Origin of the sequence: Halomonas sp. RT37, assembly GCF_040070525.1 — a bacterium.
Classification (GTDB): Bacteria; Pseudomonadota; Gammaproteobacteria; order Pseudomonadales; family Halomonadaceae; genus Halomonas; species Halomonas litopenaei.
In genome coordinates, this window is sequence record NZ_CP098827.1 from 4,827,105 (window position 1) to 4,850,473 (window position 23,369).

The 23,369-nt window shown below is 64.5% G+C and carries 19 protein-coding genes; 6 read left to right on the forward strand and 13 right to left on the reverse strand.

The window, feature by feature from the left end:
* Window positions 1–725 precede the first annotated feature (725 nt).
* Window positions 726–1,562 (reverse strand): LysR family transcriptional regulator, encoded by an 837-nt coding sequence (locus NFG58_RS21085; protein ID WP_348827310.1) that lies wholly within the window; start codon window positions 1,560–1,562, stop codon window positions 726–728.
* A 114-nt stretch (window positions 1,563–1,676) separates the two neighbouring features.
* Between NFG58_RS21085 and NFG58_RS21090 the strand changes: the two genes are divergently transcribed.
* The gene (locus NFG58_RS21090; protein WP_348827311.1) at window positions 1,677–3,443 is read left to right on the forward strand and encodes a SulP family inorganic anion transporter; all 1,767 of its coding nucleotides are present in this window, start codon (window positions 1,677–1,679) and stop codon (window positions 3,441–3,443) included.
* A 42-nt stretch (window positions 3,444–3,485) separates the two neighbouring features.
* On the opposite strand, the gene NFG58_RS21095 is transcribed toward NFG58_RS21090, so the two are convergent.
* Entirely contained in the window at window positions 3,486–4,775 is a 1,290-nt protein-coding gene (locus NFG58_RS21095; RefSeq protein WP_348827312.1) for an aminotransferase class V-fold PLP-dependent enzyme, read from the reverse strand.
* Between the two features lie 330 nt (window positions 4,776–5,105).
* On the opposite strand from NFG58_RS21095, the gene NFG58_RS21100 reads away from it, so the two are divergent.
* Window positions 5,106–5,822, forward strand: coding sequence for a GntR family transcriptional regulator (locus NFG58_RS21100; protein WP_108131992.1), 717 nt, complete (start codon window positions 5,106–5,108; stop codon window positions 5,820–5,822).
* 138 nt (window positions 5,823–5,960) lie between these two features.
* On the opposite strand, the gene NFG58_RS21105 is transcribed toward NFG58_RS21100, so the two are convergent.
* From NFG58_RS21105 to NFG58_RS21125, 5 genes are all read right to left on the reverse strand, one after another.
* Window positions 5,961–7,205, reverse strand: coding sequence for a cysteine desulfurase-like protein (locus NFG58_RS21105; protein ID WP_348827313.1), 1,245 nt, complete (start codon window positions 7,203–7,205; stop codon window positions 5,961–5,963).
* 101 nt (window positions 7,206–7,306) lie between these two features.
* On the reverse strand, window positions 7,307–8,110 hold the full coding sequence (locus NFG58_RS21110) for an amino acid ABC transporter ATP-binding protein (protein WP_348827314.1): 804 nt from the start codon (window positions 8,108–8,110) through the stop codon (window positions 7,307–7,309).
* Window positions 8,111–8,123: 13 nt separating this feature from the next.
* Window positions 8,124–8,795, reverse strand: a complete 672-nt coding sequence (locus NFG58_RS21115) for an amino acid ABC transporter permease (protein WP_108131989.1) — start codon at window positions 8,793–8,795, stop codon at window positions 8,124–8,126.
* A 77-nt stretch (window positions 8,796–8,872) separates the two neighbouring features.
* Entirely contained in the window at window positions 8,873–9,685 is an 813-nt protein-coding gene (locus tag NFG58_RS21120; protein ID WP_348827315.1) for a transporter substrate-binding domain-containing protein, read from the reverse strand.
* 68 nt (window positions 9,686–9,753) lie between these two features.
* Entirely contained in the window at window positions 9,754–10,668 is a 915-nt protein-coding gene (locus tag NFG58_RS21125) for an allantoinase PuuE (RefSeq protein ID WP_348827316.1), read from the reverse strand.
* 513 nt (window positions 10,669–11,181) lie between these two features.
* Between NFG58_RS21125 and NFG58_RS21130 the strand changes: the two genes are divergently transcribed.
* From NFG58_RS21130 to hpaI, 3 genes are all read left to right on the forward strand, one after another.
* Window positions 11,182–12,657 carry an oligopeptide:H+ symporter gene (locus tag NFG58_RS21130; protein WP_348827317.1) on the forward strand — a complete coding sequence of 492 codons (1,476 nt, stop codon included), beginning with the start codon at window positions 11,182–11,184 and terminating at the stop codon, window positions 12,655–12,657.
* Between the two features lie 85 nt (window positions 12,658–12,742).
* Window positions 12,743–14,017 (forward strand): alpha/beta fold hydrolase, encoded by a 1,275-nt coding sequence (locus NFG58_RS21135; protein ID WP_348827318.1) that lies wholly within the window; start codon window positions 12,743–12,745, stop codon window positions 14,015–14,017.
* A gap of 21 nt (window positions 14,018–14,038) precedes the next feature.
* Window positions 14,039–14,896, forward strand: a complete 858-nt coding sequence (gene hpaI, locus NFG58_RS21140) for a 4-hydroxy-2-oxoheptanedioate aldolase (RefSeq protein WP_348827319.1) — start codon at window positions 14,039–14,041, stop codon at window positions 14,894–14,896.
* Between the two features lie 87 nt (window positions 14,897–14,983).
* On the opposite strand, the gene NFG58_RS21145 is transcribed toward hpaI, so the two are convergent.
* The 4 genes from NFG58_RS21145 to NFG58_RS21160 form a co-directional block, all read right to left on the reverse strand.
* Window positions 14,984–15,925, reverse strand: coding sequence for an MvdC/MvdD family ATP grasp protein (locus NFG58_RS21145; RefSeq protein ID WP_045991663.1), 942 nt, complete (start codon window positions 15,923–15,925; stop codon window positions 14,984–14,986).
* Window positions 15,926–15,983: 58 nt separating this feature from the next.
* Complete coding sequence (locus NFG58_RS21150; protein ID WP_348827320.1) at window positions 15,984–17,546, reverse strand: M43 family zinc metalloprotease; 1,563 nt, start codon at window positions 17,544–17,546, stop codon at window positions 15,984–15,986.
* A 108-nt stretch (window positions 17,547–17,654) separates the two neighbouring features.
* On the reverse strand, window positions 17,655–17,960 hold the full coding sequence (locus NFG58_RS21155) for a hypothetical protein (RefSeq protein WP_045991662.1): 306 nt from the start codon (window positions 17,958–17,960) through the stop codon (window positions 17,655–17,657).
* Window positions 17,961–18,098: 138 nt separating this feature from the next.
* The gene (locus tag NFG58_RS21160) at window positions 18,099–19,592 is read right to left on the reverse strand and encodes a M28 family metallopeptidase (protein WP_348827321.1); all 1,494 of its coding nucleotides are present in this window, start codon (window positions 19,590–19,592) and stop codon (window positions 18,099–18,101) included.
* 576 nt (window positions 19,593–20,168) lie between these two features.
* On the opposite strand from NFG58_RS21160, the gene NFG58_RS21165 reads away from it, so the two are divergent.
* Entirely contained in the window at window positions 20,169–21,389 is a 1,221-nt protein-coding gene (locus NFG58_RS21165) for an MFS transporter (RefSeq protein ID WP_045991661.1), read from the forward strand.
* Between the two features lie 140 nt (window positions 21,390–21,529).
* Here NFG58_RS21165 and NFG58_RS21170 read toward each other — a convergent pair whose 3' ends face one another.
* Together NFG58_RS21170 and NFG58_RS21175 are read right to left on the reverse strand one after the other, a co-directional pair.
* Window positions 21,530–22,486 carry a phosphatidate cytidylyltransferase gene (locus NFG58_RS21170; RefSeq protein ID WP_108131982.1) on the reverse strand — a complete coding sequence of 319 codons (957 nt, stop codon included), beginning with the start codon at window positions 22,484–22,486 and terminating at the stop codon, window positions 21,530–21,532.
* The gene (locus NFG58_RS21175) at window positions 22,479–23,267 is read right to left on the reverse strand and encodes a lysophospholipid acyltransferase family protein (protein WP_222567978.1); all 789 of its coding nucleotides are present in this window, start codon (window positions 23,265–23,267) and stop codon (window positions 22,479–22,481) included. Before NFG58_RS21175 ends, NFG58_RS21170 begins: the two co-directional genes overlap by 8 nt.
* Window positions 23,268–23,369: the final 102 nt, after the last annotated feature.

The window sequence follows — 23,369 nt, forward strand, 5'->3', positions numbered from 1 at the left end:
CCGATGAAGCAGATTTCTGTCGCTCAGGCTCAGCAACAGAACAAGAAGAAGGTTCCCCGCAGCGAACGGTGTCTGGGAAGCCTTGAACAGGACATCATGCACGCCCCCAAGGTCAGTAGCGGCATTTTCACCACTACGCTGCTGACATTACTCTCAATACCAGCCCAGAGATGGTGGACATTTCATCGCACGCACGAAGCCCCCTGCGAGAGCGTCACCTTGAGCTGATTGTGGTCGGTTTGCATTTGCTCTCAGCTAGGACTGTCTCTCTCCTACCAGATGGGGAGTAAGATGGGTAGGAACAAACAAAAAACTATGCACAAAATAAAACCAACCAACTGTTTTATAAATAAAAAAACATCAAATTACATCTTCAGATCCAGAATATTGAGTGAGGGCCGCTGTATCCGCCAAGGCCAGCCGAGCATTCAGCACAGAAGACGCCTTGACCCTGGTTAGCGCATCCACTTGACTGTGAATCAAGTGGATTGGGAGTTCCCGGTCGGCGCTACAGCCTCGGTGGTTTCACTGGGACTTTTCGCTTTTTGTATCCACCGTTTTTCCAAGTCGATCAGTGTGGGTAGGGGCGACTTGGCTCAACCGTGTTCCAGCGGTTTTTGAAGAACCGGATGGTCATGGTTCGATGAACCGACGGGGTGATGATGCCAAGACACCAGGCACGATGACGCAGCGACCTGCGCAAGCAACACAGACTCCATAGCAGATCACCCCAGCTGCTCGATCAACTCGCCGATCAATTCGCGGTGCTCGCCGTGCCAGTGGTAGGCCACATAGGCCTTTAGCTCGATGACGGGCGCGTCCTTGACCACGAACAGCCGCTGCCGGTCACACCAGGGGGCGACGATGTCCTGGGGCAGGTAGGCGGCGCCGCCACACTCGAGCAGCAGGCCGAGGGCGATGCGGCCGCTGTTGACCCTGCCTCGCGCCAGTTGGCGCTGCGGGAAGCTGCTCTCGTGGATGCTGGCAAACGCCGTGCCCCACTCGACCCGGATGTAGCCTTCGCCCACCGCCTGCTCGGCGCTTCTATCCGGCTGGCTTGAGACCATCACCAGCGGGATGGTCGCCACCTCCTCGACCCCTACGCCACTGATGCGCGGGGTGTCGTAGAGGAAGCCGACGTCGACCATGTTGCGCTCCAGCTTCTCGACCACCCGCAGCGGGGTGCTTTCTTCGGCGCGAACGCCCAGCGTCGGGTAGGCGCGGTAGATGGTGGCGAGCCAGTCCTGCAGGAAGATATCCCAGAGGCTGGCGACCCCCGCCACCACCAGACGCCGCTGGTGCCGCTCGCTCAGGGCGGTGTCCTCGTAGGCTCGCTCCCAGGCGTCGAGCAGAAAGCGGGCGTGACGCTCCATGCGCTCCCCGGCGGGGGTCAAACCGATGTGGTGATGGCCGCGGCTGAACAGCGACAACCCCAGCTGCGCCTCGAGTTGGCGTATACGTGAGCTGACCGTCGAGGGCGAGACACAGAGGCTCTCTGCGGCCTTGCCGAAATTGCGCAGCCGGCTGACCTCGAGAAAGGTCTTCAGCAGTTGGGTATCCAAGGCTCACCTATGCGGTTTTTTTGTTCGTGAAGCGCAAAAAATTTTGTTTTTCAGGATACCCGCATTTCTCTAGGCTTGCCCGACCCCCTACTTCTGCCCACCTGAGGTTCCGCCATGGCGTCTTCCCCCAAGCGTTATCTGCCCTTCCTGCGCTGGGGACGTGGCCTCGACCGCCGCACCCTGTCGGCGGACATGATGGCGGGCCTTACCGGCGCCATCCTGGTACTCCCTCAGGGTGTGGCCTATGCCTTCATCGCCGGGCTGCCACCGGAGGTCGGGCTCTACACGGCGATCGTCGCGGCCACGGTGGCGGCGCTGTTCGGCAGTTCCTGGCACATGATCTCAGGCCCCACTGCGGCGCTCTCCATCGTGCTGGCCAGCGTGATCGGCGGCCTCGGCACGCTGACACCCGACCAATACCTGGGAGCGGCGCTGACCATCACGCTCCTGGTCGGTCTGATCCAGCTGGCCATGGGGCTCTTGCGGCTTGGCAATCTGGTGAGTTTCATCTCTCACACGGTGGTCATCGGCTTCACCTCTGGTGCGGCCATCCTGATCGCCACCAGTCAGATGGAGCACCTGCTTGGCGTGTCCATCGACGCTCAGGGATTCCTGGCCGAGCTGTCAGCGCTGTTCCGGGCGCTGCCGGATATCAACCTCTACGCATTGGCCATCGGGCTGATCTCGCTGATCACCTCGCTGGTAGCACGACGCCTCCATCGTCGTAGTCCTCACCTGCTGCTGGGCCTGGCCGCCGGCAGCCTGGCCTGCTGGTTGATGGATGGCGCCGCCCACGGTGTGGCGCTGGTCGGCACCCTGCCCGGGACCCTGCCACCCGTTACGCTGCCCGAACTGACGCCGGACAGCCTGCGCGTGCTGACCTCCGGCGCCTTCGCCATCGCCCTGCTGGGGCTGATCGAAGCGGTATCCATCGCCCGCGCCATTGCCCTGCGCTCGCGTCAGGTGATCGACGGCAATCAGGAATTCATCGGCCAGGGCCTGTCCAATATCGTGGGGGGCTTCTTCTCCTGCTACGCCAGTTCGGGCTCCTTCACCCGCTCCGGTGCCAACTATGACGCAGGCGCCCGCACCCCGCTGGCCTCGGTGTTCGCCGCCCTGCTGCTGTCGCTGATCCTGATCTTCGCCCCGGGGATCACCGCTTATCTGCCGCTACCCGCCATGGCTGGAGGCATCCTGTTGATCGCCTGGAACCTGATCGACGTCCCGCACATCGTCCATCTGGTACGCGTCAGTCGCCACGAGGCGATGGTGCTGGTCGCCACCGTCTCCGCTACCCTGCTGGTGGCACTGGAGTTCGCCATCTATATCGGCGTGCTGCTGTCACTGGTGCTCTATCTAAAGCGCACCTCGCGTCCCACCGTCCTTGAAGTAGCGCCGCGCCAAGATCATCCCCGGCGACTCATCCGCAACGTCAGACGCTATCAGCTTGAGCAGTGCCCACAGCTCAAGATACTGCGCATCGACGGCTCGCTGTTCTTCGGCGCCACCGACCACGTGCAACGTCGTCTTCGCGCCTTCACCGCAGAGCCGGGCTCCCGTGCGCTGATCATCGGCAAGGGCATCAACTTCATCGATACGGCGGGCGTGGAGATGCTGCTGCAGGAGGTCCGTCGCCTGACGGACCAGGGGGGCGAGCTGATGATCAGCTCGCTCAAGGGTACGGTGATGGACGAGCTGCGCCGCCGCGGGGATCTGAAGAGAATCGGCGAAGCTCGCTTTTTCGAAAGTCCCGAGGCGGCCATTGCCTCGATTACCCCGGCGCTGGATCCAGACGTCTGCCAGGGCTGCGCCAAGCGTGTCTTCGGCGAGTGCGCGTCGAAGCCCTCGCCTGAACACGGTGTCCTGGCAAGCCAGGTCTGATCAGCGGCGCCCGGAATGGGAAATTCGGCGGGGCCGCCAGATTCAGGCTCCGAGGACGTCCTTCAGCGCCGCCAGACAGGCGTCCACTTCCTCCAGGGTGTTGTAGTGGGCCAATGACACCCGGGTGACCGAGGGCAGGCCCAGGGGGCGCAGGATATTGCCGGAGTAGGCGTCGTCCTTGCGGGCGTGGACGCGAATGCCACGCTTGCCGAGCTCGGCGACGATCTCCAGTGCGTCTCGGTCCTTCACGCAGAACGAAACCGCGCCTTCCCGCCAGGGCGAATCCGCCTCGCCGATCAGGGTCACGCCGGGCAGGTCCCTGAGTCCGGTGACACCATCGACGCCGTCGATCAGCCGACGCATCAGCGCGGCCTCCTGGTCATGCATGGCCTGGCCGGCGGCCAGCAGGCGCTGACGGCGGTCGCTTTCGTCGGTGAAGTGTCCTCCCAGCCACTCGAGATAGCGGACCATCTCGTGGGCGCCGGCCCAAGCGGCAGGATCGCGGCTACCCAGCTCCCAGGCGTCGTCCGGCTTGCCCGCCAGGCGGTCGTGATCGGCGCAACTGAGTCGCGGCGAGACCCAGGCGTAGCCGTCGTTGAACGGGCAGAACACCTTGTACAGCGACACCGCATAGGCATCGACGCCGTAGTTCGATACCGCCAACGCACCATGGGGGGCATGCTGGATGCCGTCGACGATGATGTAGCAATCCGGTGCGATGGCGCGAATCGCCTCGGCGATGGCGGCCACGTCCTGGGTCATGCCGGTCACCGGGCTGGTGTGCAAAACGGTGGCCACACGGGTCTCCGGCGTCACGACGCGGGCATAGTCCTCGGCGGTGGCGCGCCCCTGATGCGGATCGAAGGGCACCGTCAGCCGCTGCCTGCCGGTGCGCCTCGCCCACTGCGCGGTGGCGTCAAAGGTGGCGGGGTGCTCGAGCTCACAAGCAACGATGTTGCCGCCCGCTGGCGCGGCACTGGCGGCGGCGCGAATCACCCGGAACAGGCACTCGGTGCCGGTCTCGCCGCCAAACACGGTGCCGTCCTCCACCCCCAGCAGGCTGGCCATGGCGTCGCGGCCTTCATCGATCATGCGCGAAATGGCCCGGGAGGCGTCATTGTCGCGATGATCGTTGTCCGGCAGCGCGGCCACTTCTGCCATGCGCGCCACCACGGCCTTTAGCGTCAGGGAACCGCCGGCGTTTTCGAAGAATATCCGGGGGCCGGTGTAGGGGCAGCGGTCGACGTGGTGAAAGCGAGCGCGCACCTGACTCATCAGGGCGTCGTCAAATACCGCCACGCTGGCTTTGATGGAAGGCTTCAATGTCTGCATCTGATCGTTCCTTGGTGGCAGCGGAACAGCGAACCTCACCCCCAGCCGGGCGCCAGAACGAGGCAAGGGACGCTACCCGATCCTTCCTCGTTCGTCCGGAGTTATCGAGAAGCTTGCTCATAGTAGTACGCCCTGGCTGACCGGATGGCAAAAATGCAGCACACTGGGCGCCTGAACTTTGGTCGATCCAACGTTACCGTTCGAGTGACATCGTGATAATCTGTCCCTTGAACGACGGCCGTAAATTGACGCTATTTCACCTTTCACAATGCTCAACCATCCCGGTGATTTTTCCCTGGTGAAGGGCGAGCCTTCTGGCGAGACAATGCCATGACGAGTGACGCCACCTCCGCTGCACCATCCAAGCCGGAAGCCCTGGCCGAGGAGCTCGTCTATGATCGCATCGTCGACGCCCTGATCGACAAGCGTCTGCGTCCTGGCGAGCGTTTGAACGAGGCCAAGCTCGCCAGCGCCTTTAAGACGCCGCGTAGCCGGGTACGTCGCGCACTGAACCGGCTGACGGCGGAGCGTCTGGTACGCTTCGAGATGCACCGGGGCGCCTTCGTCTCGCTGCCATCGGTGAAGGAAGCCTACGATATCTTCGAGACGCGGCTGCATATCGAGGGCGCGGTGGCGCGGATCGCCTGCGAGCGTATCGACGCCGAAGGTATCGCCACGCTACGTCGCCACCTGGCGCTGGAACATCAGGTCTTCGAGGAGCACCAGCCCAGCGTCAATCGTATCTCCGGCGACTTTCACCTGATGCTGGCGGAGCTGACCGGCAACGACGAGCTGATTGCCATCGTACGTCCGATCATCCGACGCTTCTGCATCATCCAGTCGCTGTACGAACGCTCCACCGGCGTGCTGTGCCTGACCCACGAGCACCAGACCCTGGTCGATCTGATCGAAAAGCGCGACGCCGAGGGCGCCGCCGCGTCGATGATGGAGCACTGTCGCCACATCTTCTACAGCCTGGACCTGTCCGAGCGCCGCCGCGCCGAGGCCAACATCTACGATATCGACATCGACGATCCGCTGGGCTAAAGGGCCGGCCAGACCGAAAAACCCGCCTAAGCAGGAGACAAGGCCGGCCCTGAGGCTGGGACATGCGTAGCAGAAAGGGGGCCAGAAGCCCCTTTTCTACATTTCCACCACGTCATTGCCAGCTTCTGGCCCCCGCCCTCAGAGCGCTGCGTCCAGCGCCTCGATCAGTCGGTCCACCTCGGCCTCGGTGTTGTAGTGCACCATGGACACTCGCACCACGCCCTGGATGTCCATCAGACCGAGATCCTCGGTCAAGCGGCGGGCGTAGAAGTCGCCGTAGCGGATTCCTACCTTGGCCTCGTCGATCTTGCGCACGATCTCGTCAGACTGATGCCCTTCCACGGTAAAGCTGATGGTCGCGACGCGATGTTCGATATCGGCATCCCGCCTTCCGATGATGCGAACGCCTTCTTTTCCAGAGAGATAATCGAGCAGTTTCTTGCTCAATATCGCTTCATGTTTCGCGATGGAATCGAAGGCTATTTCCAGCTTTTTCCGCTTGTCACTTTCACCACTATCGCCCGACAGCGAGGTCAGATAATCCAGGATACCGGTGGCTGCGTAGGTCAGCTCGTAGTTGGGATTTCCCGGCTCCATCTTTCCTGGAATCTGCTCACGCGTGAAGAAGTGATGGTAGATATTGTCCAACTCCAGCAGGCACTCCTTTTTCACATAGAGCACCGCGTGATGGGGGCCAAATACCTTGTACAGACTGAAGCCGTAGTAGTCGACGTCCCAGTCCTGGACGTCGATGGCCCGGTGCGGGGCGAAGGCCACCCCATCGACACAGATGCGAGCGCCGGCCTCGTGGGCCATGGCGGCGATCCGCTTGATCGGATTGATGGTGCCGAGCAGGTTGGAGACGTGGGTCACGCAGACCAGGCGGGTGCGCTCGTTGAGCAGTTCCGCCAGGGTGTCCAGCTCCAGCTCCAGGGTCTCGGGATTGCAGTTCCAGAAGCGCAGCTTGACGCCGCGCTGCTCGAGGCGCATCCAGGGGCCGACGTGGCTCTCGTGGTCGGTGTTGGTGACGATGATCTCGTCACCCGGGGCAAACTGGCTGGCCATGGCGTCGGCCAGCAGGCGGAACTGGATGGTCGAACTGGGACCGAACACCAGCTCTTCCACGTGGCGAGCATTGACCAGCGTCGCCACCGCCTGGCGACCGGCGTCGACCTTGGCCTTGGAATTCTGGCTGGGGGCGTAGCTCGCGCCGAGCTGCACGTTGTCGCCCAGCAGATAGTCGCTGATGCGCTCCACCACCATCTTCGGCACCTGGGCACCGCCGGCGTTGTCCATGAACACCCAGTCGCTTTCAAGCGAGGGAAACTGGGCTCTGACGCGTGTCAGATCAAGGCGAGCGTCTGAGGATGAATCGAGTGACATGGGAAGTCCTTGAATTGGGGTCGAGAGGCGATACATAGACGTCGAGAGACAAGGCCGGGGCGAAACAAGCGCCGAGCCAGCCGTCGAACAGGCGCCACGACTCAGTGAGCCAGCACCGACTGGAAAAAGGCGCGGGTTCGGTCTTCCTGCGGCGCCGAGAAGATCTGTTCGGGAGCGCCTTCCTCGACGATCTGGCCGGCCTCCATGAAGATCACCCGGTCGGCGACATGGCGGGCGAAGCCCATCTCGTGGGTCACCAGCAGCATGGTCACGCCGGTGCCGGCCAGGGTCTTGATGACGTCGAGCACCTCGCCGACCATCTCCGGGTCCAGCGCCGAGGTGGGCTCGTCGAACAGCAACACGCGCGGCTCATTGGCCAGCGCCCGGGCAATGCCGACCCGCTGCTGCTGACCGCCGGACAGGGCGCTTGGATACTTGTACATCTGCTCGGCGATGCCGACCTTTTCCAGCAACTCCTTGGCCCGCGCCTGGGCATCCCCCGGGCTCATGCCACGCACCCGGATCGGCCCCAGGGTCACGTTCTCCAGCACCGTCATGTTGGGAAACAGGTTGAAGCTCTGGAACACCATGCCGACGTCCTTGCGCACCTCGATCAGCTCGGGGCCGGGCTGGACCCGCACGCTGTCGACGTAGATGTCACCGGCGCTGTAGGCCTCCAGATGATTGATGCAGCGGATCAGCGTCGACTTGCCGGAGCCCGACGGGCCGAGGATCGCCACCACCTCGCCTTCGCGTACCTTGAGGTCGATGTTCTTGAGGGCGTGGAAGTCGCCGTAGTACTTGTTGACCCCTTCGAGCGAGATGATCGCTCTGGGCGCCTCGGGCAGACCAGCCTCGAGCGGGGGAAGGGTAGTGCCCTGGGTTGTCCGGGTTTCATTGATCATGGCAGTTCTCCTGTCAGGCCCGGCCCTGGGCGAAGCGTTTCTCGAGCAGACCGACCAGGCGCACCAGTGGCAGCAGCACCGCCAGGTAGAGTAGCGCCGCGCCGATCAGCGGTGTCGGGTTGGCCGCCAGCGCCTGGGCCTGGGTGGCCTGCTTGAGCAGGTCTGGCATGGCCACCACCGAGGCCAGGGCGGTGTCCTTCATCACGTTGATGCAGTTGCTGGTCAGCGGCGGAATGATCAGCCGGATCGCCTGGGGCAGGACCACGTCGCACATCACCCGATACTGGCTCAGGCCGATCGACTGGGCGGCCTCGAACTGGCCCCGAGGCACCGCCTCGATCCCGGCGCGGTAGATCTCGGCGGCGTAGGCGCTGGAGATCATGGTCAGGGCGGTGCAGGCCGCGGCGAACGGTGACAGGGTGATGCCGACGAACGGCAGCGCGTAGTAGACGATGACCAGCCACACCAGCACCGGCAGCGAGCGAAAGACGTCGATGTAGGCAATGGTGAGAAAACGCAGCGGCTTGGGGCCGTAGAGGCGCAACAGCGCCAGGCCAAGTCCGCCGATCAGCCCCAGCAGGATGCTCAGAAAGCCCAGCATCAGGGTCATGCCGAGCCCCTGCAGGAGCATCGGGAAGGTGCGCACCAGCACCTCCCAGTTGAAGAATGTCTGGACCAGGTCCATGGATCGTCTCCACGATCGAGGGTAATACGCTGGCCGCGGCGGTCACCGCCGCGGCCACGGGACTTGCTGGGCCAGGTTTACTGGGCGGAAGGCATATCGCGCACTTCGACGGTGCTGGTGCCGGCATCCGGAGCGGCGCCGAACCAGGTCTCGTGCAGCTCGGCAACAAAGCCTTCCTGCTTGAGTTCGCTGATCACTTCGCTGGCCTTGGTGGCAAGCTCGGCGTCCTTGGCGAACATCATCGAGTACTGCTCACCGCTGGGGATGCGGCTGACCACCTCGAGGCTGGGCTTGTCACGCACGTAGTACTGCACCGCCGGAATGTCGGAGATGTAGGCGTCCAGGCGGCCGCTGGACAGGTCCAGCATGGCCGGCTGCAGGCCTTCATAACGACGGATTTCCTTGATCCCGTACTGCTCCTGGTTCTCGCTGGTCCAGATGTCGCCGGTGGAGCCGGTATCGACGCCGACCACCTTGCCGTCCAGGTCCTCGAGCCCGCTGATGCCCTTGCTGGTGTGGGTCGCCAGGGACTGGTCGCTGTCGTAGTAGGGCTGGGCGAAGGACACCGACTCCAGACGCTCGTCGGTGATGGTGATGGAGGACACCGCCACGTCGATGCGCCCAGACTGTACCGCCGAGAACAGGCCATTGAACGGAATGTTGCTGATCTCGACCTCGTCGAAGCCCAGGCGGCTGCCGACCTCGTTGACCAGGTCGATCTCGAAGCCAACGTAGTCACCGCTGTCGTCCTGGAACTCCCAGGGCAGGTTGCCGATGTTGGCACCGACCTTGAGGGTTTCGGCCATCACGCCGCCTGCTGCCAGGCCGGCGGAAAGGGCGGTGGCCAGCACCAGGGAACGCTTGGAGAAGGTCTTGTAGGAAAGGCTCATGGGATATTTCCTCTGGTTATTGTCGTTGTTGCGGGTACAGCAGAAAACACGGGGGGTCACCGGCGACGTCAGACGACGCCGGTCGCTTCACCTTCCCGGGCAAGCCAGGCCCGGGCGATCTCTTCACGGGTGGCGAACCATACGCCCTCGTGGGCCTGGGCATAGGCAATAAAGTCCTTGAGCGCACGAATCTTGCCGGGGCGCCCGACCATGCGCGGATGCAGGCCGACAGACATCATCCTGGGGCCGCGGGCCGACTCCTCGAACAGCACGTCGAAGCCTTCCTTGAGGTTGTCGAGAAACTCACGCCCCGAGGTAAGCCCAGGAGAAAGCCAGAAGCGGAAGTCATTCATGTCGGTGGTGTAGGGCACCACCAGCTGACGACTGCCCGCCACCTCGGTGAAGTAGGGTACGTCGTCGTTGTAGGCGTCGGAGTCGTAGAGGAAGCCACCCTCTTCTACCAAAAGGCGCCGGGTGCGCACGCTGGGTCCGTAGCGGCAGTACCAGCCCACCGGGCGCTTGCCGGTGGTGGCGGTGATCGACTCGATGGCCAGGCGGATGTGCTCGCGTTCCTCGTCTTCGCTGAGGCGAAAGACCTCCTCCCAGCGATAGCCGTGGCTGCAGAATTCGTGGCCATCGCCGCTGGCGACACGGGCAACGCGGGGGTTCTGCTCCAGCGCCACCGCGCAGGCAAAGAAGGTCGAACGCACGTCGGCCTCGCGCAGGATGTCGAGGATGCGCCAGATGCCGACCCGCGAGCCGTACTCGTACATCGACTCCATCGCCAGATTACGGGTGCCAGCGGGAGTTACGTAACTCCCCCACTCGGTCATCGACTCCTGGTCGTCGTCGCCCATGGCGAAGGACCTTTCAGAGCCCTCCTCGTAGTTGACCACGATATTGACCGCCAGGCGGGCGCCATTGGGCCAGGCCCCGGTGGGGGGTGTATCGGCGTAGCCGACCAGATCACGCTGCGGGAGCATCCCGTTTCTCCTGAGGTCGCCAAACAAGTGACGACCCTGATTGTTGGTGTTGTTATCGACCGTCTGGCGGCCTTGTCAGGATTGCACGCAATTCTGCGTGCGATGTGAACAATAAAGCACAACCGTACTCGCAGCGCAAATGGCAACTAGACTTTGTACGAAAAGCCGGCGAGCGATGGTTAGACAAGGCAAAAATCGGTGAGAAAGCGCAGTTTACGGGGTGTAAATGAGCATTTTGACCGGGCTGGCGCACCAGCCGATTTTTAACGCCGTATCACCGAGCGCAGGCACTTTTCGGAGAAGTCTTAGCCAATGGTGGGGTATGGGCCGGCTATCCAGCAGTAGATCCCGCTTTTCTGCGAGCCAACGTCCTCGCTCCCGCTTGTCGTTTTTCGTCGTGGCCTTTCCGATCGCGGACATGGGTTTTGCCCTGTAATTCGCAACGCTTTAGGGTTTTCATGGGCGGAAAATGTATTTTTCGTTCCGATTTTCTCGTCAAAGCAGGAGCTCCCGATGAAAACCACCGAGGCCGCCGCCCGCCAGCACGGCGACAGCGGCAAACGCCGCTTCTTCGGCCATCCCTGGCCTCTCGCCACCCTGTTCGGCATGGAGGTGTGGGAGCGCTTTTCGTTCTATGGCATGCAGGCGATCCTGTTGATCTACCTGTACTACGAGGCCAGCCGTGGGGGCCTGGCGATCGACCAGTCGGTGGCCATCGGTATCGTCGGTGCCTACGGCAGTTCGGTCTATCTGGCCACCATCCTCGGCGGCTGGTTCGCCGACCGGGTGTTCGGCGCCGAACGCACCCTGTTCTATTCGGGCATCGTGGTCATGCTCGGGCATATCGCCCTGGCCATCCTGCCCGGTGTCTACGGCGTCACCGCCGGCCTGATCCTGGTGGCGCTGGGCAGCGGCGGGGTCAAGGCCACCTGTTCGGCGCTGGTGGGGTCCCTGTACGAGCCCGGCAGCCCCCGACGCGACGCCGGCTTCTCGATCTTCTATCTGGGTATCAATATCGGCGGCTTTGTCGGCCCGCTGCTGACAGGCCTGCTGCAGCAGAACGCCGGCTTCCACTATGGCTTCGGCATCGCCGCCGTGGGCATGGCCATCGGTCTGGCCCAGTACACGGCGGGACGCAAGGGACTGCCCGATGATCAGAAAGCCGCACCGGACCCCATCGCGCCGGCGACCCTCAAGCGCTACCTGGGTATCGCCCTGGTGGTGCTCGCCGTCGTGGTCGGCGCGGCCCTGGCAGGCTGGATCCGTGCCGACAATCTCTCCGGGGTGATGCTTGGCATCATCGCTGTAGCGGCGCTCTGCTACTTTGCGGTGATCCTGCGCTCCACCCACGTAAGCCCCGAGGAGCGCAGCCGGGTGCTGGCGTTCATTCCGCTGTTTCTGACCAGCGCCGCCTACTGGGCGCTGTACAGCCAGTCCTACACCGTGATCACCGCCTTCTTCGATCAGCGCGTGGATCGCAGCCTGTTCGGCTGGGAGATCCCGGTGGGCTGGCTGGTGTCGGTGCAGGCGCTGACCATCATCCTGTTCTCGGGGGTGTTCGCCTGGTTGTGGACGACGCTGGGCAAGCGCCAGCCGTCGTCGGCCGGCAAGTTCGTGATCGCCATGGCGATCATCGGCGCCACCTTCCTCGGCTACCTGCCGTTTCTCGGCAGCGAAGGGGCGAGCATGCCGCTGGCCATGCTGGTGCTGTTGCTGCTGGGCTTCACCGCCTCGGAGCTGTGCCTGTCGCCGATCGGGCTGTCGGTGACCACCAAGCTGGCGCCGCGGGCCTTCCAGACCCAGATGATGGCACTGTTCTTCCTCTCGCTGGCGCTCGGCTTCGCCGCCGGCGGCAAGCTCGGCGCCTTCTATACCGAAGACACCGAAGTCGGCTACTTTATTGCCATGGCAGCCATCGGTGGCGTCAGCGCCCTGCTGCTGGCGGCCTGCCTGCCGTTCATTCGCCGGGCCATGCGCGGCGCGGACTGAGCTACCGCCAGGGTCGGCCAGCGCTGGCAGCAAGAAGCTGGCCGACCTTGTCTCTTTCGCCACTCTTTCGACACAGGATGTAGGCATGCCTTCCGACCACGCCATCCCGGGCCTTTCCATCAGCGACCATCGCCTCGAGGTGCCGCTGGACTGGTCCCACCCGGACAGCGGCGAGACCCTGAGCCTGTTCTACCGCGAGGTCTGCGCGTCAGACCGTGTCGACGAGGAGCTACCGCTGTTGCTGTTCCTGCAGGGTGGCCCCGGCGGCAAGTCGCCACGCCCCACCGAAAATGGACCGGGATGGCTGCACGAGGCGCTCAAGCATTATCGGGTGATCCTGCCCGACCAGCGTGGCACCGGGCGCAGTTCGCGCATCACCGAGGCCACCATGGCCGCCTTCGACAGTGACGAGGCAGGCGGTGACTACCTGGCCTGCTTCGACGCCCATGCGGTGGTCGCGGACTTCGAGCACCTGCGCAAGACCCGCTACCAGGGCGCCACCTGGACCACGCTGGGCCAGAGCTACGGCGGCTTTCTGACCCTGACCTACCTGTCCTACGCGCCTCAGGGACTGAGCCGCTGCTACATCACCGGTGGCTTGCCGGCGCTCGACGCCGACCCCGACGAGGTCTATCGGCGCACGCACCGTCGAGTGGAGCGCAAGCTTGAGGCGTATCTGGCGCGCTTTCCCGATGATCGCGAGCGGATCGACGCCATCGCCGACCATCTGCTGGACCACGATGTCCGCCTGCCCGACGGCGACCGACTGAGCGTGCGCCGCTTCCAGAGCCTGGGACTGATGCTGGGCATGGGTGACGGGGCCGAGCAGCTCCACTGGCTGCTCGAGGAGGCCTTCACCGACGACACGCGAAGCGCCCTCAACCATCACTTCCTGGTGGAGGTGATGACGCTGACCGGCTTCGACGAGAATCCGCTGTTCGGCGCCATCCACGAGAACATCTACGCCAATCCTGAGCGCCTGTGCGACTGGGCCGCCGAGCGCCAGCAGGGGCCACAGTTCGACGAGCGTCATCGCCCGCTCAGGCTGACCGGCGAGATGATCTACCCCTGGATGTTCGACGAGGTTCGTGCCCTCAAGCCCTTCCGTGGGGCGGTACACCAGCTGGCCCGGCGACCTCTGGCCAGCCCCTTCTACGACGCCAGACAGCTCGCCGCCAACCGGGTGCCGGTGGCGGCGCTGATCTACTTCGACGACATGTACGTGGACGCCGAGCTGTCGCTGGCCACCGCCGAGGCGATCCCGCGGCTACGCTACTGGATCACCAACGAGTACGAGCACGACGGGCTGCGCCAGGACCCCGGGGTGTTCCGTCGGCTCAAGGCGATGCTGGACGATTGACACTCATCAAGGACGCTGACCATGACCCCTTCCCACTGCGCGGGTGTCCCCGCCGGCAATCCCTTCAAGACCGCCATGGCCAGTGGCCAGGCCAGAATCGGCCTGTGGCTGTCGCTGGGCGACCCCTACTGCGCAGAGATGTGCGCCAGCGCCGGCTTCGACTGGCTGCTGATCGACGGCGAACACGGCCCCAATGATGTGCGCTCCATGCTCGCCCAGCTGCAGGCGGTCGCCGCCTACGACAGCCACCCGGTGGTTCGGGTGGTGAACGGCGAGACGGCACGCATCAAGCAACTGCTGGACATCGGCGCCCAGACCCTGCTGGTGCCGATGGTCGACACCCCGGAGCAGGCCCGCGCCATGGTCGCCGCCACCCGCTACCCACCGGACGGGGTGCGAGGTGAAGCCTCCGCCATCGTCCGGGCGTCACGCTGGAATGCACGGCCTGACTATGTGCATCGGGCCAACGACGAGATCTGCCTGCTGGTCCAGGCGGAGAGCGTGATCGCGCTGGATAACCTCGAGGCGATCTGCGCGGTGGACGGCGTCGACGGGGTCTTTGTCGGGCCCGCCGACCTGGCCGCTTCCATGGGCCACCTCGGTGACGCGGGCCATCCCGAGGTCCAGGCCGCCATCGACGAGGCCATCGCCCGCATCGTTGCCAGCGGCAAGGCCGCCGGCGTGCTCACCGGTGACCCGGAGCTTGCCAGACACTATCTCTCCCTTGGTGCCAGCTTCGTGGCGGTGGGGCTCGACGTCAGCCTGATGATGCAGGCGGTGCGCCAGCGTGCATCGGAGTTTGCGCTTGGCCCGCAGGCGGCCGATTCACAGGAAGATTCGTCCTCCAGCGCTGGCCCCGGGTCCCAGGGACCTTACTGACCTGATACCGGCCGGGGGCCCTGATCACACCGGCCGGGGGCCCTGATCACACCGACCGGGGGGCCCTGCTGCCACCGGCCGGGGACGTCACCACTCGCCGCCGCCGCGCTCCAGGGCGGCGGCGATGGCCTGGGGAATCGGCTGGCCGCTGCGCTCGCTGGCGAACAGGTACTCGCCGGCCGGATTGACCTCGAAGAACACATGACGCCCCTCGGGTGTGACCCTTAGATCGATGGCGCCGTAGGCCAGTCCAAGCTCTCTCATCAGCGCGCGCAGTCCGGTCTCCACCTCATCCGGCAGGGTATAGGGGAAGACCTCGGCGCTGCCCACGCCACTGCGGTAGTCGACCTCGTACTGCGGCTCGCTCCTGAAGGCGGTCGCGAACATCTCGCCGGCCACCGCGGTGACGCGCAGATCCAGCGCCAGCGGGATGTACTCCTGAAAGATCACCGGCGCCAGACGAACCGCCTCGAGCCTGGCCATCTCGTCCTGGCCGACCTTGAGGGTCTCTCGCGGCGCCTCGACGATATTGCGAAAGGCCTTGCGCACCACTCCACCGTCGCCGTGGCGGGCGATAAACTCGGCAGCGGCGTCCGGGCGATTGGTGATCAGGGTATCGGGAATCTCGAGCCCCAGCCGGTGGGCCAGACGATGCTGGGTCAGCTTGCGCTGGGCGCGTTCGTCGGCCAGCGGATGGTTCATCCAGAAGCTATCCAGGGCATACCACAGACCAAGCACCGCCTCCTGGGTCTCGGACCAGGCAAACAGCCGTTCGGTGCCGTCGCCCAGGGCGGGGTCCAGGTCAAAGGAACGGATGCGCCGGTTCCATACCGAGCGCACCTCGTCCAGCGCCAGCCGGCGCCCGTCGCCAAGTTCCAGCCAAAGGCTGTCACCGCTGGCACCTGCGTAGGCCAGGATTCCCAGGCGCCGGGGGAAGTCGGCGACGTCGATCACCTCCACCGGCGAGTGAAGATGGGGTAGTACCCGCTCGACATGGGCATTGTCTGCAAACGACAGGATCAGGATCATGCTCGGCTCCCTCGAAAAAGGCGGGCACCGACAGGGTGCCCGCGGGTCCTGTCATCGCTCACCGTCCACCAAGCTGCACGTAGGCCGCCCAGGCCTGCTGCCAGGCCAGCATCCCCTGCTGATCGAGCATGCCCTGCTGGTAGAGCTGGGCGTACTGCGCCAGCAGTTGAGCGTACTCGCCAAGCAACGCCTGGCTCTGATCCTGCTCGCCTCCGCCATCCGCCACCGGCGGCTTGAGCGAGGCGCCCGACGGCGCCTGACCGGTGGCCAGCACAAAGGGCTGCAGCGGCTGGGCTGGCTGCATCGGTTGCATGGGCTGGACGGGCTGGTTGCCCCAGCCCCCCGGTAGCGGATTCTCGAAGGCCTGCTTGCCGCCCACGGGGCCTTCCACCAGTTGCTTGGTCGGCACTTCGAAGATCTGCTTGGGAGGCGGGTCAAGCGGCTTCCATTTGCCCGGCTCCAGGCCTGGATCCTTGCCAAAGTCCTTGGGGTTGTCCTTGGGCAACTCCTTGCCGCCGTCCTTGATCCCATCCTTGATCAGGTCCTTCGGTCCCTCCTTGACGCTCTCCTTGACCGGCTCCTTGACGAACTCCTTGGGGTTATCCTTGGGCCGCTCTTTTGGCGGATCCTTGATCGGTTCCTTGGTGAACTCCTTGGGGGTGTCCTTCGGCAGCGCCTTGGGGTGCAACGGCGTGCACGACACCATCTCGCCGATGGCGCTGCGGGGGCCATCCAGGCAGGCCTGCATTCGTGCCACCTGGCCCTCGGTGAACATCACCATGGTGTCGTCGTCGACGTAGTCCATGTAGTTCATAAACATGTCGCCATCGGGGCCGTTGTCGCAGGACACCTTGGGAAAGGTCGGCTTGCCCAGGTTGGCGCCGCCCTGGTTGGGGGTGTCGTCGACGAAGTCCGAGCCAGAGCAGCCGGTGCCGTCGTCTCCCCAGATATGAAAGAGATTGAGCCAGTGGCCTATCTCGTGGGTAGTGGTGCGCCCCAGGTCGAACGGCGCCCGGGCGGTGCCCATGTTGCCGAAGCCGGTATAGGTCACCACCACGCCGTCGGTGGCGGCGGGTCCGCCGGGGAACTGGGCGTAGCCGAGCAGGCCACCGGAAAGCGGGCAGACCCAGATATTGAGGTATTCGTCTGCGGGCCAGGCATCCTTGCCGCCGCTGGCGTCGGCCTTGACCTTGTCGTCATCGACAAAACCGCTGACGTCGGTGCGGGTGCGGGTGATGCCATCGGTGGGGTTGCCGTCGGGATCGCTGGCGGCCAGCGCAAACAATAGCCTGGCATCGGCGGCCACCGGCGCGAAGGGCGCAGGTACCGTCGAGATGTCGGCATTGGCCTTGCGAAAGTCCTCATTGAGGATCTCGATCTGGCTGTCGATCTGCTCCCGCGAGATGTTCTGCTCGTCGGTGTTGTAGACCACGTGGACGACCACCGGGATGCGGGTGCACCCCGGACGCTGGACGATGGTGCCGCGCATGGCACGAAAGGCGTGTTCCTCGATGCGCGATCGCCGCCTGGCATAACCGGGGTCCTGGTCCAGCAGTCGCCGGTGAACCGCCATGGTGCCACAACAGCGACACCGTTCCGGATGGGTGGTGTTATCGGACATGCAAGCCTCCCCGCCGGCCAGCCGGTCGGCGTCGTGAGTACAGGTTCAATGGCCAGCAACTGGCCTCAAGTGGCCCCACAACGCACGGTATTGGCGGCGTTGGTGGCCTCAATGACGGGTAATGATCAGAAGATCGTCCTCCAGCGCATCGATATCGTAGTCACCGTCCCAACCGGGCAGTGTCAGGTGCAGTTGATCGCCATCACGCCGCCACTGGCCACGGGCATCGCAGGCAAGGCGGTCGGCGGCGTCTCCGGTGTGGAGCTCGACGGCGCCGTCCTGGTGCAGACACAGGCGCCTTCGCGGCATCCGCGAGGGGGTGACGGCCGGCGAATCCGGGTGCCGCAGCACCGTGCAGTCGCCGATGCCTTCCTCGCGCATCTCGATCCAGTCTCCGCACAGGTCCTTTGGCATCACATCCTCCTGATCGGTCTTGTCTTGCTTTACCTGATCTTGTCTTGCCTGTTCTCGTCTCGCCGGGGCGTCACTCGATCACTGGCTGGGTTAATGGCTGAGTGAGTGGCTGGGTGAGCGGCCTTGCCACTGGCTCGTTCAACGGCCCGTTGACCGAGACCGTCGCTCCCATTCCCTGCGCGAGCGCAGCAACTCCAACCGCTGCCAGGCCTGACGCCAGCCGGCGTCCAGCTGTGCCGACCAGACACCTTGTCCCTGCCAGCGACGATACTGGGCCAGCAGTGCTTCATGGTGGGCCTCGAGCTGGCGCCAGGGGTCGCCCAGGTGGTGGCGCTCGTCGCCACGACAGTGGCATTCCGGCAGGGGCGGGGCGTCGACCGCGTGCAGGCCAGCGCTGGTGGCCACAAACCCCAGGTTCATTGCCACGATCTTCATGGCGTAGGACGGATCCACCGTGGCCAGTACATCGTTCGGTCCGTGGATGGCGTCATTGGCGCCGTCGGCCCCTTCGATGGTCAGCACGGCGGGGATGCCGGCGTCGATAAAGGGCACATGATCACTGGCAAAGGGGTTGAGCGAGACCTGCAGTTCGAGATCGGTGAAGCGGCCTCCCGCCGCACTCAGGCCATCTATCATGTCCTGGCTGAGGGGCGCGCCTTCCAGCAGTACCGCCGCAGGTGTGGCGTTGATCGAGCCGATCATGTCCATATTGAGCACCCCGGCGATGCGCCCCCGCTCGGCAGCGGAGAGTCCCGCCACGAACTGGCGGCTACCGTGCAGCCCCTGCTCCTCGCCGCCGAACAGCACAAAGCTCAGGTCATCATCGAAACGCTGCCCGGCCAGCACCTCGGCCATCAGCATCAGCGCCGCCGAGCCACTGGCGTTGTCGTCGGCGCCCGGCGCCGGTGCGGACGGACCGCCCTGATGGTTGACGCTGTCCAGGTGAGCGACCACCAGCCAGTGCCGGGGGCTGGCGGCCTGCCCCGGCAGCCGCGCCAGCAGGTTGATGCTGCTGGCGCCGCCGGGCAGCGTTACCTGCTGGCGATCCACGGCCAGCCCCGCCGTGGTCAGCTGAGACTCGGCCCAGTCCACCGCCTGGGCGTACTCGGCGCTCGATGATAGGCGCGTCGGATAGGCCACCAGCTGACTCAGTAGGGTGACGTAGCGGGCCTGGGAGGCCGACGCGACGACAGCGTCGACGGCCCGGGATCCTGCGGCGTCGCGACGAGGCGCAACCTGGCGAAACAGACGGGTCGATTCGCTTAAAGGGAACAGGCGGAAGCAGGGCGCTTCACTTTGCTCAAGGGGTTTGTTGATCCTGTTGGCCTCGGACCTGGGCAGGTCCACCACCAGATAGCGCCCCGCATCCAGCAGCACCGGGACCTCGGGATGGGCCTGCTGGAACAGCCGACCCTTCTGGCAGACACCGTGCAGCCTTCCCTGGCCCAGGTCCTGGACCATCGCGTCATCGGCGTCATGCAGGCTCGTGGCCTCGCGGACGGCCCGCCAGCGGGCGTTGGCGGCGACCAGCAGCCGTTTGCGTCCAGCCTCCACCAGCCAGCCACCGGCTTTCTCGACGCGCTCGGTCAGCGTCGCGTCGCCGCTCCTTGCCTGATGCAGTTCGACCTTCATGTCGACTCCCTGCCGTCAGCGCGTGCGCCGAACCATCGGTTTCGGCGTCGCCACGACGACCGCCGCTGAACCGAGGAATGGGGCTCAACGGACTTAGTCGGGTGGTACTGAACTACTAAGGTAGTTCGTTCCTCACTCGCTGCCATCACTCGTCACGACAATCACGCGTCGATATCGGCACGATCACTTGCCGGCGCACACATGCCAGACTATTGATTTTCAATCAAACATTAAGCGCAGTGGAGAATTTTGAAGAGATCAGCCTGCTGGTCGTGTCAAAAAAAGAGCACAGAAAAACAGTACACTGCGTATAGGTGAAACTTCTTCAACAGAAATGCGCTAAAGCTGAGCGCTTTTTCACAGTGGTAAAATTAACAACACGATAGCTCGCCGTGGCGCTGGAGAGCGCCCCGGTTCGACGACACATAACCGTCACTTACCCGCATTTTAGCCCTATCTAATCGACAAGATTGACGTTTTCGGCGCTAGAACCCACCTTTCGGATGCCTTATACTTTTGTCGTAAATTTACGATCTCAACACCCATCGGGATCGTTTTCGTTTTCCAGGAGGCCCGATGGCAATCTCCATCACCCATCTCAGAGCTCGTCATCCTCGCCTGGCGGAGCTCGCCCTGGCCCTCGGTGGCTTTGGCATCGGTACCAGCGAGTTCGTGATCATGGGCTTGATGGAGCGTGTCGCCCAGGACCTGTCGGTCAGCGCCGCCGACGTCGGCTACGCCATCTCCGCCTATGCCCTGGGGGTAGTGGTCGGTGCGCCACTGATCTCGGCACTAGCCGCGCGGGTGCCCCGGCGCACCCTACTGATCTGCCTGATGCTGGTGTTCGCCGTGGGCAACATCGCCAGCGCCCTGGCGACCAGCTTCTGGCCCTTTGTCGGTCTGCGTTTTCTTGCCGGCCTGCCCCACGGCGCCTACTTCGGCGTGGCCGCCCTGGTGGCCGCAGCAGCGGTACCGGTGGAAGAACGCGCCCGAGCCATCAGCCGGGTCATGCTGGGGCTGACCAGCGCCATCGTGATTGGCGCGCCGCTGGCCACCTGGGCCGGCCAGTGGTTCGGCTGGCAGTTCGCCTTCTTCGCGGTGGGCGTCGTGGCCTTTGTCACCATGGGCCTGATCAAGCTGTTCGTGCCGCGCCAGCCGCATGACGTCAAGGCCAGCCCCAAGCGCGAACTGACCGCCCTGGTCAAACAGCGGGTGCTCTACACCCTGGGCGTGGCCAGCATCGGCTTTGGCGGCATGTTCTCGGTGTTCAGCTATGTGGTACCGACCCTGCGCGCCCAGGCCGACATGCCCGAGATGGTCGGCCCCTGGGTGCTGGCGATCTTCGGCATCGGCGGCATCATCGGCAATCTGGTGGGCGCCCGGGCAGCAGACAAGAACCTGATGAAGGCGGTGCCACGCATCCTGCTGTGGTGCCTGGTGGTCCAGGGCGCCTTCTACTTTGCCGCCGACAACCTCTACACCGGCATCCTGTTCGTCGGTCTGGTCGGCACCAGCATGGCGCTGGGTCCGGCGCTGCAGACACGCCTGATGGACGTGGCCGGCGACGCCCAGACCATGGCCGCCTCGATGAATCACGCCGCCTTCAACTGCGCCAATGCGCTGGGCGCCTATCTGGCCGGGGTCACCATCAAGGCCGGTGCGCCCTGGTCCTCCAGTGGCCTGGTCGGCGCCGGGCTCGCCCTTGGCGGCCTGGTGGTGTTCTATATCGGCCTGCGCGCCGAGAAGCGCAGCGACAGACGCCGCGCCGCGGCCACCGACTGCGCCAGCGAGAGCTGATCGTCCGCCCCGGACTCAGGCACCGCCTTCGTTGAGCGGAAAGCGCAATGACAGGCTCCGCGCCCTTGCCCAGGCGGTCCAACCGCCCATGGCGATGAAGCCCACCAGTCCATGCATTGCGCTGTGACGCCACCAGGGCCTCATGCCACCGACCAGAAGTAGCGCACCACGTGGAAGAAGATCGGTGCCGAGAAGATCACCGAATCCAGACGATCGATAAAGCCGCCATGTCCCTCGATCAGGTGACCCCAGTCCTTGATCCCGCGATCGCGCTTGATCGCCGACATCACCAGCCCTCCGACGAAGCCGAGCAGCGCGATCATCAGCGCCAGCAGCGCCGCCTGGCCCATGGAAAAGGGGGTCATCCAGGCCAATCCGGCCCCGACCAGGGTGGCACTGGCCACCCCGCCGAGGAAGCCTTCCAAGGTCTTGGAGGGCGATAGCCTGGGGGCGATACGCCGGCGTCCGAGCAGCTTGCCCCAGACGTACTGCAGGACATCGCTGAGCTGCACCACCACGATCAGAAAGGCGATCAGCAGCACGTTGCGCCCCTCGTAGCCGGGGATGTCCAGGCTCAACAGCGCAGGCACGTGGGATACGCAGAAGACGCACACCATCAGCGCCCACTGGACCTCGCTGACCCGCTCGAGAAAGCCCTGACTATCCCCTCTCAGGGCCGCCACCACCGGCAACAGCAGGAACGCATAGACCGGAATGAAGATCGAGTACATGCCGTAGTACTGGTGCCAGATGAACAGGTACTGCACCGGCAGCACCACGAAGAACACCAGCGCCAGCGCCCAGTGGTCGGCCCGTCGTGACGGCACCAGGCCGATGAACTCGCGCAACGCGGAAAACGAGGCGAAGGCAAACAGCAGCACCACCCCGGTCCTGCCGCCTAGCAGGGCGATACCCATCAACAGCGTCATGATCCACCAGGAGCGGATGCGCTGGTTGAGGTTCTCGATCACCTCGTTTTCGCCCTCGGGCGAATAGCGGCGGGCCAGTACGAAGCCAACGCTACTGGCCACCAGCAAGATCCCGACGATGGCGGCGAGCAGGGTGCCGAGACCGGCGGGAATCACGATATCAGTCATTCGGCGCCCCCTCCCTGGGGCCAGATGCCTCGGTAGCGGAGCCTGGGGTGCTGGTAGCTGGGGTGGTAGCGCCAGGGGTGGTAGAACCTGGATGCGCGGTGTCGGGTGGCGCGGTGACGGGTGACAAGGGGTCGCTGGGAACGCTGGCCCCGGCCGGCGCCAGCGCCTGCAGCGCCCGCTTCGCCCGGGCGAGAAAATCGGCCTTGTCCTCGCCCTCTATCCGAGCCAGCGGCTCGCCGTAGTTGAGCGTGCATAGCAGCGGCAGCGGTACCACCTCGCCCTTGGGCAGCACCCGATTGAGGTTGTCGATCCATACCGGCACCAGTTCTACCTCGGGATAGTCGCAGGCCAGGTGGTAGAGCCCCGGTTTGAACGGCAAAAGGCCCTTGTCATCGGTATTGCGGGTGCCCTCGGGAAACAGGATCAGCGAGTCGCCGCCGTCGAGCGCCTCACGCAGCACCGCCAGGGGGTCAGGTTGGCCGGGCTTGCGCTGGCGGTCGACCAGCACCCCCTTGAAGACGTCGTGGATCAGAAAGCGCCGCAGCCGTGACGCCAGCCAGTAATCGGCGCCCGCCACGGGGCGGGTGCGCGCCCGCAGGCGCGGTGGCAGGGTGGTCCAGATCAGCACGAAGTCGCCATGACTCGAGTGATTGGCAAAGTACAGCCGCTGACGTGCCACCGGCGCGACCCCCGACCAGATCGGCCTGGGCGCCGTCACCAGCCGTGCCACCAGCCGGATCAGCACCCCCGTCAACGCCGCCCGCCAGGCTATTCCTTTCATGTCTTATGCTCCCTTGCCCATGCTCGGACGTTGTTCCGCCCCGGCTGAATGACGCTCCCCGGATCCACCGCCGCCATCGGCTTGCCTTTGTCCGATCTCGCC

Excerpts from the sequence above, each read along its gene's own strand:
- NFG58_RS21090 (WP_348827311.1), top strand. The coding sequence starts at position 1,677 with ATGGCGTCTTCCCCCAAGCGTTATCTGCCCTTCCTGCGCTGGGGACGT.
- NFG58_RS21095 (WP_348827312.1), bottom strand. The coding sequence starts at position 4,775 with ATGCAGACATTGAAGCCTTCCATCAAAGCCAGCGTGGCGGTATTTGAC.
- NFG58_RS21100 (WP_108131992.1), top strand. The coding sequence starts at position 5,106 with ATGACGAGTGACGCCACCTCCGCTGCACCATCCAAGCCGGAAGCCCTG.
- NFG58_RS21105 (WP_348827313.1), bottom strand. The coding sequence starts at position 7,205 with ATGTCACTCGATTCATCCTCAGACGCTCGCCTTGATCTGACACGCGTC.
- NFG58_RS21110 (WP_348827314.1), bottom strand. The coding sequence starts at position 8,110 with ATGATCAATGAAACCCGGACAACCCAGGGCACTACCCTTCCCCCGCTC.
- NFG58_RS21115 (WP_108131989.1), bottom strand. The coding sequence starts at position 8,795 with ATGGACCTGGTCCAGACATTCTTCAACTGGGAGGTGCTGGTGCGCACC.
- NFG58_RS21120 (WP_348827315.1), bottom strand. The coding sequence starts at position 9,685 with ATGAGCCTTTCCTACAAGACCTTCTCCAAGCGTTCCCTGGTGCTGGCC.
- NFG58_RS21125 (WP_348827316.1), bottom strand. The coding sequence starts at position 10,668 with ATGCTCCCGCAGCGTGATCTGGTCGGCTACGCCGATACACCCCCCACC.
- NFG58_RS21130 (WP_348827317.1), top strand. The coding sequence starts at position 11,182 with ATGAAAACCACCGAGGCCGCCGCCCGCCAGCACGGCGACAGCGGCAAA.
- NFG58_RS21135 (WP_348827318.1), top strand. The coding sequence starts at position 12,743 with ATGCCTTCCGACCACGCCATCCCGGGCCTTTCCATCAGCGACCATCGC.
- hpaI (WP_348827319.1), top strand. The coding sequence starts at position 14,039 with ATGACCCCTTCCCACTGCGCGGGTGTCCCCGCCGGCAATCCCTTCAAG.
- NFG58_RS21145 (WP_045991663.1), bottom strand. The coding sequence starts at position 15,925 with ATGATCCTGATCCTGTCGTTTGCAGACAATGCCCATGTCGAGCGGGTA.
- NFG58_RS21150 (WP_348827320.1), bottom strand. The coding sequence starts at position 17,546 with ATGTCCGATAACACCACCCATCCGGAACGGTGTCGCTGTTGTGGCACC.
- NFG58_RS21155 (WP_045991662.1), bottom strand. The coding sequence starts at position 17,960 with ATGCCAAAGGACCTGTGCGGAGACTGGATCGAGATGCGCGAGGAAGGC.
- NFG58_RS21160 (WP_348827321.1), bottom strand. The coding sequence starts at position 19,592 with ATGAAGGTCGAACTGCATCAGGCAAGGAGCGGCGACGCGACGCTGACC.
- NFG58_RS21165 (WP_045991661.1), top strand. The coding sequence starts at position 20,169 with ATGGCAATCTCCATCACCCATCTCAGAGCTCGTCATCCTCGCCTGGCG.
- NFG58_RS21170 (WP_108131982.1), bottom strand. The coding sequence starts at position 22,486 with ATGACTGATATCGTGATTCCCGCCGGTCTCGGCACCCTGCTCGCCGCC.
- NFG58_RS21175 (WP_222567978.1), bottom strand. The coding sequence starts at position 23,267 with ATGAAAGGAATAGCCTGGCGGGCGGCGTTGACGGGGGTGCTGATCCGG.